Below are 19,625 nucleotides of genomic sequence, written 5' to 3' on the forward strand. Positions count from 1 at the left end.
CCCATCTTCGGAAGACCTCGACCCCTATCCCGACAACGACGCGCCGAGCACCCCTACACCCTCATCTGCGAAGAGCCTCCAAAGCCCGCAAAAACGTACAGGCCGCGGTGGTCGAATATCCGCACTCCTGGCAGACGATGCCCGCGGCACGTCGCTGTGTGTTGGGGCCGGGACTCTGCTCCGGTAACACCGGCCGGATTCCGGCGAGACCGAGTTCGCAGGCGCGCATCAGGCCATTCGGCCCACCACTGGCGATCACCACATCAGCCACGTTGTGGCATTTGCGGATCGCCGAAGCCGGGCCTGGCGGCTTGTTCGACTCGGCGTGTTCAGGCATCACCCTTGCCAACCCATGAAATTCAATGTGCAAAATGCACAAGTCCCGTCCAAGGCTTGTGCATTTTGCCTATGCGATCAAAAGAGCTCTCCCTGTTCATTGGCAGAAGCGTTCAATTCCGCAACGACCGCGCCGCGAAGCATCCATACTTCGAATGATTTTCGCGCGCCAGTTAACGAATAGCGATAGGACAAGCGATGTCATTTTTGGTTACCGCCCCGGAATTCCTGGCCCAGGCAGCCTCGGACATTGCGGGAATCGGCTCCACGCTGAGCGAGGCCGCGGCGGCGGCCGCCGCCCCGACCACGGCGGTCGCCGCCGCGGGCGCTGATGAGATATCGGCCGCGATAGCGGCACTGTTCTCCGGGCATGCGCAGATGTATCAGGCGCTCAACGCTCAGGCTGCGGCTTTTCACCAGCAGTTCGTCCAAACCATGACGGGAACCGGCGGGGCGTACGCCGCCGCCGAGGCGCTGAACGCGGCTCAGAGTCTGCCGCAGGACGTGCTCGGCGTGATCAACGCGCCCACGATGGCGCTGCTCAATCGGCCGCTGATCGGAGACGGCGCCAACGGTGGACCCGGGATGCGCGGTGGCGACGGCGGGATTCTCTACGGCAACGGCGGCGCCGGCGGAACCGGCGGATCCAACCAGGCCGGCGGAGCCGGGGGGAATGCCGGACTGATCGGAAACGGCGGCGCCGGTGGGAACGGCGGTGTCAATACCTCGCCCGGCGTTGGACGAAACGGCGGCGCCGGCGGCAGTGGCGGCTGGCTGTTCGGCAACGGCGGCGCCGGCGGGAATGGATCGGCGGGCTTCTCCAATACCGGGACCGGCGGATTGGGCGGCGCCGGCGGCAGCGCCGGATTGTGGGGGAGCGGCGGCTTCGGCGGCACCGGCGGAGGCGGCGGCACCGGCGCGGCGTCCGGTGCCGGTGCGGGCGGCGCCGGCGGTAACGGCGGCTGGCTGTACGGGCCCGGCGGGGCGGGCGGTACCGGCGGCGCGGCCGGCGCTGGTGGACTCGGTGGCATCGGTGGTGCGGGCGGCAACGGCGGACTAATAGGGGACGGCGGTGACGGTGGACTGGGCGGCGCCGGCAGGATCGGAACCAACGGGGGCGCGGGTGGCCACGGCGGCAACGGCGGACTGCTCTACGGCAACGGCGGGGCCGGCGGTAACGGCGTCGCGGCACAGTTCAGCGGTGGCACCGACGGTGGCGACGGCGGCAACGCCGGGCTCTTCGGCAGTGCCGGGGCCGGCGGGGCAGGCGGTAACGGTGACAACCTCGCCGCTGGTCGCGGTGGTAATGGAGGTGTCGCGATCTTCGGCGACGGTGGCAACGGCGGGGCCGGCGGCAGCATGATCGGCGCGATCAACGCGAACCAGGCGCTGGCCGGTGGTAACGGCGGCAACGGCGGCGTCTCCCGGCTGTGGGGTAACGGCGGTAGCGGCGGCAATGCCGGCGCCGGCGAGACATCGAACACCGGTGGCGTCGGTGGACACGGCGGGAACGGCGCTAACGCAGGGCTGCTGTTCGGCAGCGGCGGGGCCGGCGGCTTCGGTGGCACTGGTGGCAGCGCCAACTTCGGCATCGGTATCAGCGCGGGCGCGGGCGGTAACGGCGGCATCGGCGGCGTCGCCGGACTGTTCTACGGCAATGGCGGCGCCGGTGGCGGCGGCGGGACCGGCGGCAACTTCGTCGGCGGCACGGCCGGTGACGGCGGTGACGGCGGCGCCGGCGGCAACGCGAGGTTGATCGGCAACGGTGGTGCCGGTGGGGCAGGTGGACCGACCGGAGCCTTCACCAACCCGGGTAAAGCTGGCGTCGGGGCCGGCGGCGGTCTCGCGGGGATTCTGTTCGGCCAACCCGGCGCCCATGGCTAGAGCTTGCGCAGCCTCAGCCGGTTGATGGAGTGATCGGCGTCCTTGCGTAGCACCAAGGTGGCGCGCGGTCGGGTCGGCAGGATGTTCTCGACCAGGTTGGGCCGGTTGATCGACCGCCAGATTTCCTTCGCGGCAACGACGGCCTGCGGGTCCGACAGGGCCGAGTAGTGGTGGAAGTGCGACTCCGGGTTGGCGAACGAGGTGCTGCGCATCGCCAGGAACCGCGACACATACCACTGCTCGATGTCCTCGATCCGGGCGTCCACGTACAGGGAGAAGTCGAACAGATCCGACACCATCAGCGTCGGACCGGTTTGCAGGACGTTCAGTCCCTCCAGGATCAGGATGTCCGGATGCCGGACCACGTGCTTGGCGCCAGGGATGATGTCGTAGCGCAGGTGTGAATACACCGGCGCGCAGGCGTAGTCAGATCCGGACTTCACCGAGGTGACGAACCGCATCAGCGCCCGGCGGTTGTAGCTCTCCGGAAAACCCTTGCGGTGCATCAGGTTTCGCCGTTCCAGCTCCGCGTTGGGGTAGAGGAACCCGTCGGTGGTCACCAGGTCCACCCGGGGATGGTGATCCCAGCGGGCCAGCAGCGCCTGCAGCACGCGCGCCGTGGTCGATTTGCCGACGGCGACGCTGCCCGCGACGCCGATGATGAATGGCACCGGCCGGTCCGGGTTTTGCTGCGGCTCGCCGAGGAATTCCGCGGTGGCGGCGAACAGGCGCTGACGGGCGGCCACCTGGAGGTGAATGAGCCGGGCCAGCGGCAGGTAGACCTCTTCGACCTCGAGCAGGTCGATCTGCTCGCCGAGGCCGCGCAGTCCGACCAGTTCCTCTTCGGTGAGAGCCAGCGGTGTGGCCATGCGGAGCGCGCGCCATTGCCGTCGGTCGAACTCGACATAGGGGCTCGGCTCGCTCGGCCGCGGCATGGTGCCAGTCTCTCAGCAACGACGGCGGCACTGACGGTGGGGCCGGTCAAAACGCGACTCAGCTGCGAGACAAGGGTCTCGATAGACTGATGCCCGTGACTGCTACTCCTGGCGCCCGCGTCGCTTCGTCCGTTATGTCTGCCCCCCTCGCCGAGGTCGACCCCGATATCGCCGAGCTGCTGGGTAAGGAGCTCGGGCGGCAACGCGACACCCTCGAGATGATCGCGTCGGAGAACTTCGTGCCGCGCTCGATCCTGCAGGCCCAGGGCAGCGTGCTGACCAACAAGTACGCCGAGGGGCTGCCCGGACGGCGCTACTACGGCGGCTGTGAGCACGTCGATGTGGTCGAGAACATCGCCCGCGACCGTGCCAAGGCGCTCTTCGGTGCCGACTTCGCCAATGTGCAGCCGCATTCGGGTGCGCAGGCCAACGCCGCGGTGCTGCACGCGCTGATGTCACCGGGGGAGCGGCTGCTGGGTCTCGACCTGGCCAACGGCGGCCACCTGACCCACGGCATGCGGCTGAACTTCTCCGGCAAGTTGTACGAGAACGCGTTCTACGGCGTCGATCCGACGACGCATCTGGTCGATATGGACGTGGTACGGGCCCAGGCGCTGGAATTCCGTCCGAAGGTGCTGATCGCCGGCTGGTCCGCCTATCCCCGCATCCTCGACTTCGCGGCGTTCCGGTCCATCGCCGACGAGGTGGGCGCCAAGTTGTGGGTGGACATGGCGCACTTCGCGGGCCTGGTCGCGGCCGGGCTGCACCCCTCGCCGGTGCCGCACGCCGACGTGGTGTCGACCACCATTCACAAGACGCTCGGCGGCGGCCGGTCCGGCATGATCCTGGGCAAGCAGGAGTACGCCAAGTCCATCAACTCGGCGGTGTTCCCGGGACAGCAGGGCGGCCCGCTGATGCACGTCATCGCCGGCAAGGCCGTCGCGCTGAAGATCGCCGCGACCCCTGAGTTCGCCGAGCGGCAGCAGCGCACCCTGTCGGGGGCGCGCATCATCGCCGACCGGTTGCTGGCTGACGACGTCGCCAAGGCAGGGGTTTCCGTCGTCAGCGGCGGCACCGACGTGCACCTGGTGCTCGTCGACCTGCGCAACTCGCCGCTGGACGGCCAGGCCGCCGAGGATCTGCTGCACGAGGTCGGAATCACGGTCAACCGCAACGCCGTCCCGAACGACCCGCGGCCGCCGATGGTGACATCGGGTCTGCGGATCGGGACGCCCGCGCTGACGACCCGTGGCTTCGGGGACGCCGAATTCTCCGAGGTGGCCGACATCATCGCGACCGCGCTGGCGGCCGGCACCTCGGCCGACGTCGCTGAACTCGGCGCGCGGGTGACGCGGCTGGCCAGGGAGTTCCCGCTCTACGAGGGCATCGAGGACTGGGGCCTCGTCGGGCGCTGAGTCCGGCCGATTTCCCGCGAGAAGACGCAAAGTCCCCCTTTTTTGGCATCAAAAGGGGGACTTTGCGTCTGTTCGTGAGAGTGAGGCGCGACACGCCCCGGAATATTTGAAAGAACCTGTGAATGCGGGTTACAGTTACCGCATGGCACAGAAACCTGTCGCTAACGCGCTCACCCTCGAACTCGAGCCCGTGGTGGAGTCCCTGCTGGCCCACCACCTGGCCACCGAAGAGATCTGGTTCGCCCACGACTACGTCCCGTTCGACCGCGGCGAGAACTTCGCGTTCCTCGGCGGGCGCGACTGGGACCCCTCCCAGGCCACGCTGCCCCGCTCGATCACCGACGCCTGCGAAATCCTGCTGCTGCTCAAGGACAACCTGGCGGCCCACCACCGCGAGTTCGTCGAGCACTTCATCCTCGAGGACTACTGGGGCCGATGGATCGGCCGGTGGACCGCCGAGGAGCACCTGCATGCCATCGCGCTGCGGGAGTACCTGGTGGTGACCCGCGAGGTTGACCCGGCAGCGAACGAGGACGCGCGAGTCCAGTACGTGATGAAGGGCTACCGCACCGAGGGGAAGTACTCCCAGATCGACACGCTGGTCTACATGACCCTCTCGGAGCGCACGTACGGCACGTTCTGCCGCAACCTCGCCGCGCAGATCGAGGAACCGATCCTGGCCGGACTCGTCGACCGGATCGCGAGGGACGAAGCACGGCACGAGGAGTTCTTCGCCAACCTGGTCGCCCACCTGCTGGACTACTCGCGCGACGAGGTGATCGAGGCCATCGCCCGCCGCGCTGCCGACCTCGAGGTGCCGGGCGCCGACATCGACGCCTACCAGGACAAGCTGAAGGCAGTGGCAGAAGCCGGCATCTTCGACCGTGGTCAGTTGCAGCAGGTGATCTCCGAGCGCATCACCGCGTGGGGCCTGGCCGACGAGCCCACACTGAAGCCGTTCGTCTCCGACTAGCGCTGCACCGAGTTTTGTTGCGTTTGCGTGTCTCGATAGTGTCTCGGCGCGCCTGCGCTGCAGGGGTCCGACCACCGGAGTAGCGTCGCCGTTGATGGCCAGCAATGTGCTCTGCTGCCAGGGCGGCACCTTCCGTCACACCAACGGCAGGACCGGCCCCGGTCCTGGTGCCGCGGCCCCCGCCGACACGCTCGCGTGGGTCCGCCCGGGCGTCATTCGCTCGAGGAGCGCCCCGTGACCGAAACCCGGACGTACGTGCTCGACACCTCCGTATTGCTGTCCGACCCGTGGGCATGCAGCCGGTTCGCCGAGCATGAGGTGGTAGTTCCGCTGGTGGTAATCAGCGAACTGGAAGCCAAGCGCCACCACCACGAACTGGGTTGGTTTGCCCGCCAAGCGCTGCGACTGTTCGACGACCTCCGGCTGGAGCACGGCCGGCTGGACCAGCCCATTCCGGTTGGTGCAGAGGGTGGTTCACTGCACGTCGAGCTCAACCACACCGACCCGTCGGTGCTGCCCTCGGGCTTCCGGACCGACAGCAACGACTCCCGGATCCTGAGTTGTGCCGCCAACCTTGCCGCCGAAGGCAAGCGAGTGACGTTGGTGAGCAAGGACATTCCGCTTCGGGTCAAGGCCGCCGCGATCGGCCTGCCGGCCGACGAGTACCACGCGCAGGATGTCGTGGTGTCCGGATGGACCGGCATGCGCGAGGTCGAGACCGCTGCCGAGGACATCGACGCGCTGTTCGCCGACGGTGAGATCGACCTGGCAGAGGCCCGGGACCTGCCCTGCCACACCGGGATTCGGCTGCTGGGCGGAAGCTCCCACGCGCTGGGCCGGGTGACTCCGGCCAAGCGCGTACAGCTGGTCCGCGGCGACCGCGAGGTGTTCGGACTCCGGGGTCGCTCCGCTGAGCAGCGGGTGGCTCTGGACCTGCTGCTCGACGAGTCGGTGGGCATCGTGTCGCTCGGCGGCAAGGCCGGCACCGGAAAGTCCGCCCTGGCGCTGTGCGCAGGACTGGAAGCCGTGCTGGAACGCCGCACCCAGCGCAAGGTCGTCGTGTTCCGCCCGCTGTACGCGGTGGGCGGCCAGGAGCTGGGGTACCTGCCTGGAAGCGAGAGCGACAAGATGGGCCCGTGGGCACAGGCCGTCTTCGACACCCTCGAAGGCCTGGCCAGCCCCGCCGTGCTGGATGAGGTGCTGTCGCGGGGCATGCTCGAGGTGCTGCCGCTGACCCACATCCGCGGCCGGTCGCTGCACGACTCGTTCGTCATCGTCGACGAAGCCCAGTCCCTGGAGCGCAACGTCCTGCTGACGGTGCTGTCCCGGTTGGGCACCGGTTCCCGGGTGGTGCTGACGCACGACATCGCGCAGCGCGACAACCTGCGGGTGGGCCGTCACGACGGGGTCGCCGCGGTGATCGAGAAGCTCAAGGGACACCCGTTGTTCGCCCACATCACGCTGCTGCGCAGCGAGCGGTCGCCGATCGCCGCGCTGGTCACCGAGATGCTCGAGGAGATCGCCGGGCCGCACTGATTCCCGGGCCGTTGACTCTGCGCTGAAGGCGGGAAATTCGCGCAGATCACGCCGTAGACGCCGAATCGATGCCGTCACCGCACACTCGACGGCGAGGTTGCGCGCCAGACGTTCGGTAAACTTCCCTGGTGCCGAAACGACCCGACAATCAGGCCTGGCGCTACTGGCGCATGGTCTTCGGCGTCGTGGTCGCGGCCGGGGTGCTGGTGATCGGCGGTCTCACCGGCCACGTCACCCGGGCCGACAACCCGAGTTGCGCGGCGGTCAAGTGCGTGGCCCTGACCTTCGACGACGGCCCGAGCCCGTACACCGACCGGCTGCTGCAGATCCTGAAAGACAACGACGCCAAGGCGACGTTCTTCGAGATCGGCAACAAGGTCGCGGCCAACCCGGCCGGCGCCAAGCGGGTGGTCGACGCCGGCATGGAGCTCGGCAGCCACACTTGGGAACACCCCAATATGACGACGATTCCGCCCGAGGACATCGCCGCGCAGTTCTCCCGGGCCAACGACGCCATCGTCGCCGCGACCGGCCGCAAGCCCGCGCTGTACCGGCCCGCCGGCGGGCTCTCCAACCCGGCCGTGCGACAGGCCGCCGGCAACTTCGGCCTCGCCGAAATCCTCTGGGACGTCATCCCGTTCGACTGGGCCAACGACTCCAACACCGCCGCGACCCGGCAGGTGCTGATGGCGCAGATCAAACCGGGCTCGGTGGTGCTGTTCCATGACACCTACTCGAGCACCGTCGACCTGGTGTATCAGTTCATCCCGGTGCTCAAGGCCAACGGCTACCGGCTGGTGACGGTCAGCGAGCTGCTGGGACCGCGGGCGCCCGGCAGCAGCTACGGGAGCCGGGAGAACGGTCCGCCCGTCAACGAGCTGCACGACATTCCGCCCGGCGACATCCCGACGCTGCCTAACACCCCCTCGCCGAAGCCGATGCCCAATTTCCCGATCACCGACATTCCCGGTCAGAACTCGGGCGGGCCGAACAACGGTGCCTGAGGCAGCGTCGCCGAAGTCTGCTCTGCGGCTGTCAGTTCAATACGGCACTGACCTGGCGCTCGCCTACATCATCGCCGTGGTCGACTCGGCCGCGATCCTGATCCCGATGAGAGGCCACAGCCCCGCCGTGGCCAGCGCCGACTTCGCCGAAAAGAACACCGGCCTGGTGGCGCTGCTGATCGTGCTCGGAATCGTCTCGGTTGCGGTCATCGGGCCCGTGATGCTGGCGCCCACCCTGCGCTGGTTCACCGCCGGCGACGAACCGACACCCGAGCAACGCGACGCGGCGATGAAAATCGCGGGTCGGCAGTCGGCCCTGCTGGCGGCGACGTGGGCCGCGTGTGGCGTAATCGTCATCTTGCCGAACACCGACGGCGGAGCCGCGGTCATGGTGCCGATCTCGCTCGGTGTGCTGATCGGCGGCGCCGCGGCCGCCGGTACGGGCCTGCTCCTCGCACAGCGCACCCTGCGGCCGATCATGAGCGCGGCCACGCGCGGCTGTGAGCCGCGACTGATGGTGCCGGGCGTCTTCGCGCGGCTCGTCCTGCTCTGGTTTCTGTGCAGCGCCTTGCCGATCGGGGTGATTGCGACGTTCGTGGTGATGCGCTCCACCGGTTGGTTGGTGGAGCAGTCGAACTCGCTGGACGTGCCGATTCTGGTGGTCTCGCTGGCGGCCATTCTGCTGGGCATGCCGATCATGATCCTGACGTCGCGGTCGATATCCGATCCGGTCGCCGAGGTCGCCGAGGCGATGGCCGAGGTCGAACACGGCCACATCGACACCTACGTGGGTGTGTACGAACGATCCCAGATCGGGCGCCTGCAAAGCGGATTCAACCGGATGGTCACCGGGCTGGAGGAACGGGACCGCCTCCGCGACTTGTTCGGCCGCCACGTCGGAGCCGACGTCGCGCGGCGCGCCCTGCAGGAGGGAGCCACCCTTTCCGGCGATGTGGTGGAAGCGGCCGTCCTCTACATCGACCTGGTCGGTTCCACCAAGCTCACCGAAAGCCTTCCGCCGCAACAGGTTGCCGAGGTGCTCAACGATTTCTTCCGCATCGTCGTGGACACCGTCGACGAATTTCAGGGACTCATCAATAAATTCGAGGGCGACGCCGCACTCGTCATCTTCGGTGCACCACTGCGCGCCAACGAACCCGCAGCGGCGGCCTTGGGCACCGCGCGGGCCCTCGGCGACAAACTGCGTCTGCTCCCGATGGTGGACTTCGGCATCGGCGTTTCGGCCGGACGGGTCTTCGCCGGCAACATCGGTGCCGAAAACCGGTATGAATACACCGTGATCGGCGACGCGGTCAACGAGGCCGCGCGACTGGCCGACCTCGCGAAGACCTCCGAGCGCCGAATCCTGGTCTCAGGTGCGGCAATTGACCGCGCGGAGCGCGCCGAGCGCAAGCGCTGGGACGAGTGCTATTCCACGGTGCTGCGCGGCCGGTCCGAGCCCACGCACGTCTGGACGCCGGCTACTTCTTCGAAACCTTCAGTGACGCAATGACTTTGTCGACAATGGCCGCCGAGGCCTTATCACCGATGGCCGTCGCGCCCAGGAAGATGGTGACCGGTTTGGTGTCGACCGCGATGATCGTCACCGTGTCGCCCTTCACGCCGCGGGTGGTGTCTGCGATGGTGACGTCGGCATCCACCCGGGCCGCCTTGACCCCGTCAACCGTCATCGACGACGTCTTCTTCGGGCCCAGCGTGGGGTTCGACTGAACGTAGCCGGGGCCGTTGGCGACGCAGTCCATCAACTTCGACGCCTGCGCGCTGACGTCCATGCTGGTCACGAAGTTGGTGACGGCGACCTCTACCTGCATCATCCACTGGCTCGCGTTGGGCACCTCCGCGCCCAGGCCGACGGCGTCGATCAGGTTGGGGTTCTGATCATCCACATAAGGCTGCCAACCCGGCGCCGCGCTCGTGGGGAACGACAACTTGCCTGCCGAGACCGTGTCGCCGGTGGGTTTGTTGCCGCCTGAGACGTTGGGAGTGCAGTCCGTCGCGGTCTGCATCGACGTATCGGGTGCCGAAGTCGCGGCGCTCGTCGTACCCGACGGGCCGGCCGTCGGAGACTCGTTTCCACCGCCTTTCAGGGAGACCACCAGGATCACCACCAGCACGATGACGCCCAGCACCGCGATGCCGGCGACGATCAGCCACGGCAGCTTCGAATTTCCGCCGGACGGCGGCGGACCGGGCGGGTAGCCTCCCGGCTGCCAGCCCGGCTGTCCGGGAGGCGGCCCGAATTGCTGGGGCGGGTAACCGCCGGGCACACCGTACGGGTCGGTGCCGGGCGGATACTGGCCGCCCGGAGGGGGGTAAGGGTAGGAGCCGGGCGGCGGGCCCGGCGGCTGTGCGGGCGGCTGGCCCTGGGGCTGGCCGCCCCAATACGGTTGCTGCCCATACGGGTTCGCGCCGTAGGGATCCTGACCGTATGGATCCTGACCGTAGGGACCGCCGGGGGGAACCGTCATTACTGAATCACCCTTACTCTCACCGGCCGCCTCTACGCTGAGATAGCCACACAACCGCGTCCACCGCAGGGTACCTGCGGGCGGCCGTAATCAGCCCGATCTGGCCCGTGGCGGTCGCGAGCGCGGCGGAGCCGGGCGCTGCGGGCCGCCACCATCGAAGTCAGTCGACAGGCTCGACCTTCGCCATCGCCAGTACGTCGAGGCGCCGGTCGAGTTCCTCCTCGGACAGCTTGTCTCCGATCAGGCCGCGATCGATGACGGTCTGACGGATCGTCTTGCGCTCCTTGAGCGCCTGCTTGGCCACCGCGGCGGCCTCCTCGTACCCGATGGCCGAGTTCAGCGGTGTGACGATGGACGGCGAGGACTCGGCGAGCTCCCGCAGGTGCTCGACGTTGGCGACCAGTCCGGTGATGCACCGGTCCGCAAACAGCCTCGACACGTTGGTCAGCAGCTTGTACGACTCGAGAATGTTGCGGGCCATCATCGGGATGTAGACGTTGAGCTCGAAGGCGCCCGACAAGCCGCCGACCGCGACCGCGGCGTCATTGCCGATCACCTGCGCGGCCACCTGGGTAACCGCCTCGGGCAGAACCGGATTCACCTTGCCCGGCATGATGGAGCTGCCCGGCTGCAGGTCCGGCAGCTGGATTTCGGCCAGGCCGGTCAGCGGGCCCGAGCCCATCCACCGGATGTCGTTGGCGATCTTGGTCAGTGACACCGCGATGGTGCGCAACGCGCCGGACGCCTCGACCAGCCCGTCGCGGGCCGCCTGTGCCTCGAAAGAGTTTGTCGCCGTACGCAACTCGGACAAGCCCGTCGACTCCACCAGAACCGCCACCACCCGGACGCCGAATCCTTCCGGGGCGTTGAGGCCGGTGCCGACCGCGGTGCCGCCGATCGCCAGCTCACCCAGCCGGGGCAGGGTGCAGCGCACGCGCTCGATGCCGGCTTCGATCTGGCGGGCATACCCGCTGAACTCCTGGCCGAGGGTCACCGGAACGGCGTCCATCAGGTGGGTGCGTCCGGACTTGACGACCGTCTGCCACTCGAGTGCCTTGGCCGACAACGCACCTTGGAGCACCTCGAGGGCGGGGATGAGATGACGCACCGCGGCCTCGGTCGCCGCGATGTGGGTGGCCGTCGGAAACGTGTCGTTGGACGACTGCGACATGTTGACGTCGTCGTTGGGGTGCACCTTCACCCCGTTGGCGGCCGCGATCGAGGCGATCACCTCGTTGGTGTTCATGTTGGAGCTGGTCCCCGAACCGGTCTGGAAGACGTCGATGGGGAACTGGTCGTCGTGCTTGCCGTCGGCGATCTCGGCGGCCGCGGCGATGATCGCGTCGGCCTTCTCCGGGGCCAACAGCCCGAGGTCTTTGTTCACCTGCGCGCAAGCGCCCTTCAGCAGACCCAGCGCCCGGATCTGGGTCCGCTCGAGACCGCGGCCCGAAATCGGGAAGTTCTCCACCGCGCGCTGGGTTTGCGCGCGCCACAACGCATTCACCGGCACCCGGACCTCGCCCATGGTGTCGTGCTCGATGCGGTATTCGGCGCTCTCGGCCATAGATCAGATCCTTGCTTGTGTCAGGTGTCAGGTGTCAGGGCAGGGGATAGGCGGCGTTGCTGTCGCCGGTGAAGTCGATCGCCGAGTATTCGTTGAGCTTGGACAGCCGGTGGTAGGCCTCGATCATGCGCACGGTGCCGGACTTGGAACGCATCACGATCGACTGCGTGGTGCAGCCGCCCGGGTAGTACCGAACGCCCTTGAGCAGGTCGCCGTCGGTGACACCGGTGGCGCAGAAGAAGACGTTCTCGCCGGACACCAGGTCGGTGGTGGTCAGCACCCGCCCGACGTCGTGGCCGGCGTCGATGGCCTTCTGTCGCTCCTCGTCGTCCTTGGGTGCCAGCTGGGCCTGGATGGCGCCGCCCATGCAGCGGATCGCGGCGGCGGTGATGATGCCCTCCGGGGTGCCGCCGATACCGGCCAGCATGTCGGTGCCCGAGCCCGGTCGGCAGGCCGAGATGGCGCCGGCGACGTCGCCGTCGGTGATCAGCCGGATCCTCGCCCCGGTGGCACGGACGTCGGCGATCAACTGGGCGTGCCGGGGCCGGTCCAGGATGCACACGGTCATGTCCCGCACCGACAGTTCCTTGACCCGCGCGACCGCCCGGACGTTCTCGGCGATCGGCGCGGTGATGTCGAGCACGTGGGCGGCGTCAGGGCCGACGGCGATCTTGTTCATGTAGAACACCGCCGACGGGTCGAACATCGCGCCGCGGTCGGCCACTGCCAGCACCGAGATCGCGTTGGGCATGCCTTTGCTCATCAGTGTGGTGCCGTCGATGGGGTCGACCGCGAAGTCGCAGTCCGGGCCGTCGCCGTTGCCGACTTCCTCGCCGTTGTAGAGCATCGGCGCTTCGTCTTTCTCGCCTTCGCCGATGACCACGACACCGCGCATCGATACCGAGTTGACCAGTTCTCTTATGGCGTCGACGGCCGCGCCGTCGCCACCCTCCTTGTCGCCGCGGCCTACCCAGCGACCCGCGGCCATGGCGCCGGCCTCGGTGACGCGCACCAACTCGAGAGCCAGGTTGCGGTCGGGGGCCTCGCCACGCGGTCGGGCGTGCGACGGTGTCGCAACGGTCGGCGACGAGCCTGATCCCTGTGCAGTCATGGTTGGCGCCCTTCATTCATGGTTGCCGATTGTCCCAGAAGCGGAACGCTCGACTGGAGCTGGGATACTTGCACGGTGACCTCGGAGCCGCAGCCTGCCCCCAAGCCGGCCAAGCCGCGGTTGCTGCAGGACGGACGCGACATGTTCTGGTCGCTCCTGCCTCTGGTGATCGGGTGCATCCTGCTGGCCGGCATGGTCGGAATGTGTTCCTTTTCGCCGGGCGGGACCAACCGGGGCAAGATTCCTTCCTATGACGCGGCGGCGGCCCTGCGCGCGGACGCCGCGACTCTCGGATTCCCCATCCGGTTGCCGCAACTGCCGGCGGGCTGGCAGGCGAATTCCGGCGGCCGCGGGGGGATCGACGCCGGACGCACGGACGCATCCACGGGCCAGCGCCTGCACGCGGCCACCTCGACCGTCGGCTACATCAGCCCGAGCGGGATGTACCTGAGCCTCACGCAGAGCAACGCCGACGAGGACAAACTGGTGGGCTCCATCCATTCCGGCATGTACCCGAGCGGGACCGTTGATGTCGACGGCACGCGGTGGGTCATCTACCAGGGTGCCGATCAGAACGGCGCGGTCGAGCCGGTGTGGACCACCAGACTCGCCAGCCCGGCCGGCACCACCCAGGTGGCCGTCACCGGGGCCGGCACGCCCGACCAGTTCCGGACGCTGGCGGTGGCCACGCAGTCCGCGCAGCCGCTGCCCAGCCGTTAGGCCGACCGAAGGGACGTCACGTGACCGCACCCGAAGCAGATCTCACCGGCTGGTCGGCTGCGCCGTTCACCGGCGCCGGCTACACCTACGACGTCTACCGCAAGGGTTCTGGCCCCGGCGTCGTTCTGATCCCGGAGATGCCGGGAATCCATCCGGGGGTGCTGGGACTGGGCAACCATCTGGTGGACAACGGGTTCACGGTCGCCATCCCGTCGCTGTTCGGCCAGCCCGGCAAATCCAAGACGCCCGGCTACATCGTGGCCGAGATCAGCCGCGGCTGCGTGGCCAAGGAGTTCGCCGCGATGGCCACCAACAAGCAGCGGCCGGTGTCGCTGTTTCTGCGCGCCCTGGCCCGCGACCTCAACGAGAAGACACCCGGCAAGGGGGTCGGGGTGATCGGGCAGTGCTTCACCGGCGGCTTCGCGCTGGCCGCCGCCGTGGATGACAGCGTGTTGGCTCCCGTGCTCAGCCAGCCTTCGGTGCCGTTCCCGCTCACCGCCAAACAGCGCCGCGATCCCGGGATGAGTGAGGCCGAGCTCAGCGTGGTGGCCGATCGTTGCGCCGCCGGGGATCTGTGTGCCATCGGTCTGCGGTTCAGCGCCGACCGGATGGCGCCCGGCGAACGATTCAAAACGCTCAAGCAGCGGCTCGGCGACGCGTTCGAGGTGATCGAGATCGACTCCGGCCCGGGCAACGAGCACGGCTTCGGCCGGATGGCGCATTCGGTGCTCACCGACGAAGTCCGCGAGGTCGACGGCCAGCCGGCCTACGAGGCGCGCAAGCGCGTTGTCGAATTCCTCAGGGAGCGGCTGAGTTAGCACTTGCGAAGAAGCGGGTGAGGTTCTGATGGAGAGTCGCTGCTTACCCGAAAATCGGGCGAGAACCGGAACCTTTCGGCAGGCACCCGCTCAGAATTGAGTAGTCGCATACTCAAGCCCCCCTCGTCGATCCGGGCGACACTCGTTTTGGCAACATTTGATCGCCGCACAAGAGCGTGATCAGCATTGCGGGTCCATCTGAGCACGTTCCGATGAGCGAAGGGTGAGGACAGACATGCCGCTTGTAATCACCGCGCCAGGAATTATGGCGCAGGCAGCTACGGACCTGGAGACAATTGGCTCAGCCCTCTACGAGGCGCACACGCTGGCAGCAGATTCAACCGCGGCGGTTCTGCCCGCCGCCGCCGACGAAGTATCGGCGAATATCGCACACGTGTTCTCCGATTACGGTAAAGAGTACCAACAACTGGCTGGGCAGGCCGCGGTGTTTCACGAGCAGTTTGCGCAGCATTTGAACGTGAGTGCGGGGATGTATGCTGGCGCGGAGGCCGTCAATGCAACGTTGTTGCAGCCCTTGGCTTCGATTTTGAACCCGATTATCGGATTTGAAGGCTTGCCGGCGCCGCTCTACGATTTGTGGGCACCTCTTTCCTACCAGCTGGGCAAGGCAGTTTTCTTTGATAATCCTTTGGGTCCGTACCTGCTGGCTCCGGTGGGTATAGCTGCTATTATTTTCATCGTCGTGTTGGCTGTTTCGCTCCTCGTGTTTTTCTTATACGTCTTGCCGGTATTGTTGGAAGCCATTTCCCCTACCCTGAGGGCATTATCCTTTTCTCCTATTTTTGGTGCGTTAACCGCGATTGCCTGAGTGCTGTCGACTTTCGCGGAAGCCGGCCTCCGTGCACTGAGTGTGGATCCCCCGACGCGTCACCGGCGTGTCGCGTCGTCAGATTTACAGTCAGCGGCCCGGCCACGGCCACTTGCGTCGAGCGGGCTTGTCCTCGGGGACCGGTTTGAGCTCGACCCCCTTGTAGACCGCCAGGTAGACGTCGATGGTGGTGACGATGATGATCATCAGCACCGGGCCGATGATGATGCCCCAGGGCCCGAACATCGAAATGCCGGCAAACACCGAAAGCAGCATCAGGGCCGAGTTGAGCCGGGCATCGCGCGGCACCAGGATGGGCCGCAGGAAGTTGTCGATGTTGGTGACCACCACTAAGTGAAAGAGCACCACGAACAGGCCACCACCGATGTTGCCGAACAACATCATGCCGATACCGAACGGGATGGTGATGATGCCACCGCCCAACGGAATGATCGACAGCGCGGTCAGCACGATCGCGAAGATGAAGAAGCCATGGTGAAAGCCCGCGATGTAGATCGACGCCGCTCCCGCGACACCCTGGCAGAAGGCGATGACGAACTGGCCGTTGACGGTGCCGCGCACCATCGAGCCCATCTTCTGCAGATACAGATCGGTCACTTCTTCGCCGAGCGGGTTCAGCTGCCCGATCAGCGTCCGCAGTTTGTCGCGGTGCACCAGGAGAGCGATGAACACGTACAGGAAGATGATCGCCGAGGTGATCATTCCGGCCAGGCTGCCTGCCGTGTTCTGCAGGATGCCCAGCAGCCAGTGGCCGACGCTCTGAGCGGCCGACACCATCGCCTTGCGCAGCATCTCCGCGGTGACGTTGACATGCACGAACGGCACCCGGGACAGGAATTCGTTGACCAGTTTCAGGGTCTTGTCGCCGAGGCTGCTCAGATCGGTCGAGCGGACCCACCCCGACACCGAGTCGATCATTCGCGCGATCTGCACGATCGCCAACGCCACCAGCAGCCCTACCGGCACGATCACGATGACCAGCGCCGACAACAGGGTGGCGGTGGCCGACAGGCCGGTGCCCAGGCGCTTGTTGAACCAATTGAACAGCGGCGTGAACAGATAGGCGCCGACGGCGGCCACCACGATGAGCACGAAATAGTTGCGCAGGAAGTACGCCCCGAATGCCAGGGCCAGGAGAGTGAAGATCGCCAGAGCGCGTTTCTGGGTAAGCGTGAATTCGGTGTTCATGCCCGGACCGAGACCGCCCTTCGCATCTATGTTGTGGGCAACTTTAGCGGCGACGGTCGCCAGCACCAGCGCACCCGTAGAACGCGATTAAAGTGGTTTGGACGCTTGTGCCGCGATCTTCGGAGGCGGGGCACGGAATGAGGAGTTCGAATCGATGGCGACCGAAGTAGTCGAAACCGGATACGGCCCGGTCCGGGGCGGCGACGACGGTCGCATCAAATTCTGGAAAGGCATCCGGTACGCGGCGCCACCGCTGGGCGACCTGCGTTTCCGGGCGCCCGAGCCGCCGCAGCGGTGGACCGAAGTCGCCGACGCCACCGAATTCGGTCCGGCCTGCCCGCAACCGGTGGTCCCCAGGATGCCGCTCGAACTCGGCGCGCCGCTGGATGAGGACTGTCTGCGGCTGAACATTTGGGCGCCCGCCGACGCGCAGCCCGGCGCGGGGAAACCCGTCATGGTGTGGCTGCACGGCGGCGCCTATGTGTTGGGTTCCGGCAGTCAGCCGCTCTACGACGGTCGCGCTCTGGCCGAGACCGGCGACGTCATCGTGGTCACTCTCAACTACCGGATCGGCGCGCTGGGCTTCCTTGACCTGTCGTCCTTCAGCACCTGGCAGCGACCGTTCGACTCGAATATCGGGCTGCGCGATGTGCTGGCGGGGTTGGCCTGGGTGCGCGACAACATCGCGGCATTCGGTGGTGATGCGGCCAACGTCACGGTGTTCGGCGAGTCCGCGGGCGCGGGGCTGGTCACCACCCTGCTCGCCAGCCCGGCGGCCGAGGGCCTGTTCGTCCGCGCGATCGCTCAGAGTTCGCCGGCCACCTCGGTGTACGACCGGGAGCGGGGTCGCCGGGTCGCGTTGAGCCTGTTGGAGAAGCTGGGCATCGGTGCGTCCGAGGTACGGACCCTGACCGAGGTGTCGACCGAGGCACTCGTCGCCGCCACGCAGGAAGTGTTCAATGAAGTGCCCGTCCGCAATCCCGGCACGCTGGCATTCGTCCCGATCGTCGACGGCGACCTGCTGCATGACTATCCCGTCAAACTCGCCCAGGAAGGGCGGCTGTTGCCCGTGCCGTTGGTCATCGGGACCAACAAGAATGAGGCGGCGCTGTTCAAGTTGATGCGCTCGCCGCTGATGCCGATCACCCCGCGCGCCATCACCTCGATGTTCGACCAGATCGCCGCCGAGCAGCCTGACCTGCAACTGCCGACCGTGGACGAGATCGGATCGGCCTACAGCGGCCGGCACAAGTCACGCGTGGTCAGCATGGCCACCGACATCGGTTTCCGGTTGCCGACGATGTGGCTGGCGCAGGGGCACAGCGCGGTCGCGCCGGTGTACCTGTACCGGTTCGACTACGCGACACCGTTGTTCAAGCTGCTTCTCGTCCGCGCCGCACACGCCACCGAATTGCCGTACGTCTGGGGCAATCTCGGCGGGCCGCAGGACGTGACGCTCAAGCTCGGCGGGGCCAGGACCGCAACGGCGGTGTCCAGGCGGATGCAGACCCGGTGGGTCAACTTCGCCACCGGTGGTGAGCCGACTGGGCCGGACGGTGAGCTGCCCTGGCCGCGTTACGACCAGGCCGGCCGCGCGTGCCTGGTCATCGACAAAGTCGACACGATCGTGCACGACGTCGACGCACGGATTCGCGACGCCTGGGGCGCCGAGATGGTGAGTTTTCGCTAGCCGCGTTACTTCTTCTTGGCGGCCTGTGCTTCGGCCTTCATCTTGTGGAACAGGTCCACGTAGTACGGCAGGCACTCCTTGAGGGCCTGTTCGGTAGTGAACAGCGGCTCATAGCCCAGGTCGCGGCGGGCCTTGTCGATCGAGAAATAGTTGTTGATAGCCACGCGCTCGATCGCCAACGGTTCGAGAAGCGGTGCGGGAGCGCCGAATTGGAAGTGCAGCCGCTGCCATGCTGTCATCGCCAGACGCACCGGAGGAGCGGGAATCCTTAGTGTGGGCCACTTCTCGCCGCATGCTTCCACTACCGGCCGGGCGAACTCGAACATGTTGATCGGCTCACCGTCGTTGATGAAGTACGCCTGACCGGGCGCGCTGCCGCCGGGCACCAGGTGCTCGCCGGCCAGGATGAAGCCGTGAATCAGGTTGTGCACGTAGGAGTTGTCCAACTTCACCGACTTCGGACCCACCAGCACCTTGGTGTGGCCCTTGATCACACTTTCGAACAGCTTGCGGAACATCGTCTGGTCGCCGGTGCCCCAGATGCCGCTGGGACGGATAGAGCAGGTGAGCATCCCGTCGATACCGTTCTGGGACAGGACGTATTTCTCGGCGGCGACCTTCGTCTCGGTGTAGAGATCGTTGAACCGCTTGGTGTAGGGCATCGTCTCGTCGCCGTTGGCGATGTTCTGGCCTTCCATCACCACGCTGTTGGAAGCGGTGTAGACGAACCGCTTGACGCCGGCCTTCTGGCCGGCCTCCACCAGATTCTGGGTGCCGCCGAGATTGACCGAGAAGCTGCGCTGGCGGTACTCCTCGGTCACCGACGCGCCGCCCATCAGGTCGATGATGGCCGCGGTATGGATGATCGTGTCGATGCCGTCGACGGCCGCCTCACAGACCGCTTTGTCGGTGATGTCGCCTTGCAGCACTTCCAGTTTCGGGTGCTGCGGCAGCGGCGAGGGGGCGCGGTCGAAGGAGCGGACCCGGTGGCCACGCTCGAGCAAGGTCTTCACCAGGTTGGCGCCGACGAAGCCGGAGCCCCCGGTGACCAGGACGCTGCCGAGTTCGGTTGTCAGTGATGGATCACCCATGCCGGAGAGAATAACTGAAAC

16 protein-coding genes are annotated in these 19,625 nt (G+C 66.9%); 10 read left to right on the plus strand and 6 right to left on the minus strand.

The window, feature by feature from the left end; translation table 11 throughout:
- Nucleotides 1–534 precede the first annotated feature (534 nt).
- Nucleotides 535–2,220 (plus strand): PE family protein, encoded by a 1,686-nt coding sequence (locus AO501_RS30275; RefSeq protein WP_055581272.1) that lies wholly within the window; start codon nt 535–537, stop codon nt 2,218–2,220.
- On the opposite strand, the gene coaA is transcribed toward AO501_RS30275, so the two are convergent.
- Nucleotides 2,217–3,155, minus strand: coding sequence for a type I pantothenate kinase (gene coaA, locus AO501_RS30280; protein WP_055581273.1), 939 nt, complete (start codon nt 3,153–3,155; stop codon nt 2,217–2,219). The genes AO501_RS30275 and coaA overlap by 4 nt on opposite strands.
- 134 nt (nt 3,156–3,289) lie before the next feature.
- Between coaA and glyA the strand changes: the two genes are divergently transcribed.
- The 5 genes from glyA (at nt 3,290) to AO501_RS30305 (ending at nt 9,596) form a co-directional block, all read left to right on the plus strand.
- Nucleotides 3,290–4,570 (plus strand): serine hydroxymethyltransferase, encoded by a 1,281-nt coding sequence (gene glyA, locus AO501_RS30285; protein ID WP_055581274.1) that lies wholly within the window; start codon nt 3,290–3,292, stop codon nt 4,568–4,570.
- Between the two features lie 142 nt (nt 4,571–4,712).
- Nucleotides 4,713–5,543 carry an acyl-ACP desaturase gene (locus tag AO501_RS30290; RefSeq protein WP_055581275.1) on the plus strand — a complete coding sequence of 277 codons (831 nt, stop codon included), beginning with the start codon at nt 4,713–4,715 and terminating at the stop codon, nt 5,541–5,543.
- A gap of 234 nt (nt 5,544–5,777) precedes the next feature.
- A complete protein-coding gene (locus AO501_RS30295; protein ID WP_055581276.1) occupies nt 5,778–7,079 on the plus strand; it encodes a PhoH family protein in 1,302 nt (433 codons plus the stop codon).
- Nucleotides 7,080–7,207: 128 nt separating this feature from the next.
- A complete protein-coding gene (locus AO501_RS30300) occupies nt 7,208–8,083 on the plus strand; it encodes a polysaccharide deacetylase family protein (RefSeq protein ID WP_055581277.1) in 876 nt (291 codons plus the stop codon).
- A 52-nt stretch (nt 8,084–8,135) separates the two neighbouring features.
- Nucleotides 8,136–9,596: an adenylate/guanylate cyclase domain-containing protein gene (locus AO501_RS30305; protein WP_055581293.1), complete on the plus strand. Its 1,461-nt coding sequence runs from the start codon at nt 8,136–8,138 to the stop codon at nt 9,594–9,596.
- Here AO501_RS30305 and AO501_RS30310 read toward each other — a convergent pair.
- The 3 genes from AO501_RS30310 to glpX all read right to left on the minus strand — a co-directional run bounded on the left by AO501_RS30310 (nt 9,565) and on the right by glpX (nt 13,247).
- Nucleotides 9,565–10,572, minus strand: coding sequence for a hypothetical protein (locus AO501_RS30310; RefSeq protein WP_055581278.1), 1,008 nt, complete (start codon nt 10,570–10,572; stop codon nt 9,565–9,567). The two genes, AO501_RS30305 and AO501_RS30310, sit on opposite strands and share 32 nt — an antisense overlap.
- Nucleotides 10,573–10,732: 160 nt before the next feature.
- Nucleotides 10,733–12,136, minus strand: coding sequence for a class II fumarate hydratase (locus AO501_RS30315; RefSeq protein ID WP_055581279.1), 1,404 nt, complete (start codon nt 12,134–12,136; stop codon nt 10,733–10,735).
- A gap of 34 nt (nt 12,137–12,170) precedes the next feature.
- The gene (gene glpX / locus AO501_RS30320; RefSeq protein WP_055581280.1) at nt 12,171–13,247 is read right to left on the minus strand and encodes a class II fructose-bisphosphatase; all 1,077 of its coding nucleotides are present in this window, start codon (nt 13,245–13,247) and stop codon (nt 12,171–12,173) included.
- A 75-nt stretch (nt 13,248–13,322) separates the two neighbouring features.
- On the opposite strand from glpX, the gene AO501_RS30325 reads away from it, so the two are divergent.
- From AO501_RS30325 to AO501_RS30335, 3 genes are all read left to right on the plus strand, one after another.
- Nucleotides 13,323–13,967: a DUF4245 domain-containing protein gene (locus tag AO501_RS30325; RefSeq protein WP_055581281.1), complete on the plus strand. Its 645-nt coding sequence runs from the start codon at nt 13,323–13,325 to the stop codon at nt 13,965–13,967.
- Nucleotides 13,968–13,987: 20 nt separating this feature from the next.
- Nucleotides 13,988–14,785: a dienelactone hydrolase family protein gene (locus AO501_RS30330; RefSeq protein WP_055581282.1), complete on the plus strand. Its 798-nt coding sequence runs from the start codon at nt 13,988–13,990 to the stop codon at nt 14,783–14,785.
- A 235-nt stretch (nt 14,786–15,020) separates the two neighbouring features.
- Nucleotides 15,021–15,614: a PE family protein gene (locus tag AO501_RS30335; RefSeq protein ID WP_055581283.1), complete on the plus strand. Its 594-nt coding sequence runs from the start codon at nt 15,021–15,023 to the stop codon at nt 15,612–15,614.
- Nucleotides 15,615–15,704: 90 nt separating this feature from the next.
- On the opposite strand, the gene AO501_RS30340 is transcribed toward AO501_RS30335, so the two are convergent.
- The gene (locus AO501_RS30340) at nt 15,705–16,823 is read right to left on the minus strand and encodes an AI-2E family transporter (RefSeq protein WP_055581294.1); all 1,119 of its coding nucleotides are present in this window, start codon (nt 16,821–16,823) and stop codon (nt 15,705–15,707) included.
- Nucleotides 16,824–16,977: 154 nt separating this feature from the next.
- On the opposite strand from AO501_RS30340, the gene AO501_RS30345 reads away from it, so the two are divergent.
- Nucleotides 16,978–18,513, plus strand: a complete 1,536-nt coding sequence (locus tag AO501_RS30345; RefSeq protein WP_055581284.1) for a carboxylesterase/lipase family protein — start codon at nt 16,978–16,980, stop codon at nt 18,511–18,513.
- 5 nt (nt 18,514–18,518) lie between these two features.
- Here the strand turns inward: AO501_RS30345 and AO501_RS30350 are convergent, their stop codons facing one another.
- Nucleotides 18,519–19,616, minus strand: a complete 1,098-nt coding sequence (locus tag AO501_RS30350) for an NAD-dependent epimerase/dehydratase family protein (protein ID WP_055581295.1) — start codon at nt 19,614–19,616, stop codon at nt 18,519–18,521.
- Nucleotides 19,617–19,625: the final 9 nt, after the last annotated feature.

This window comes from Mycobacterium gordonae, from assembly GCF_001417955.2.
Taxonomy (GTDB): Bacteria; Actinomycetota; Actinomycetes; order Mycobacteriales; family Mycobacteriaceae; genus Mycobacterium; species Mycobacterium gordonae_B.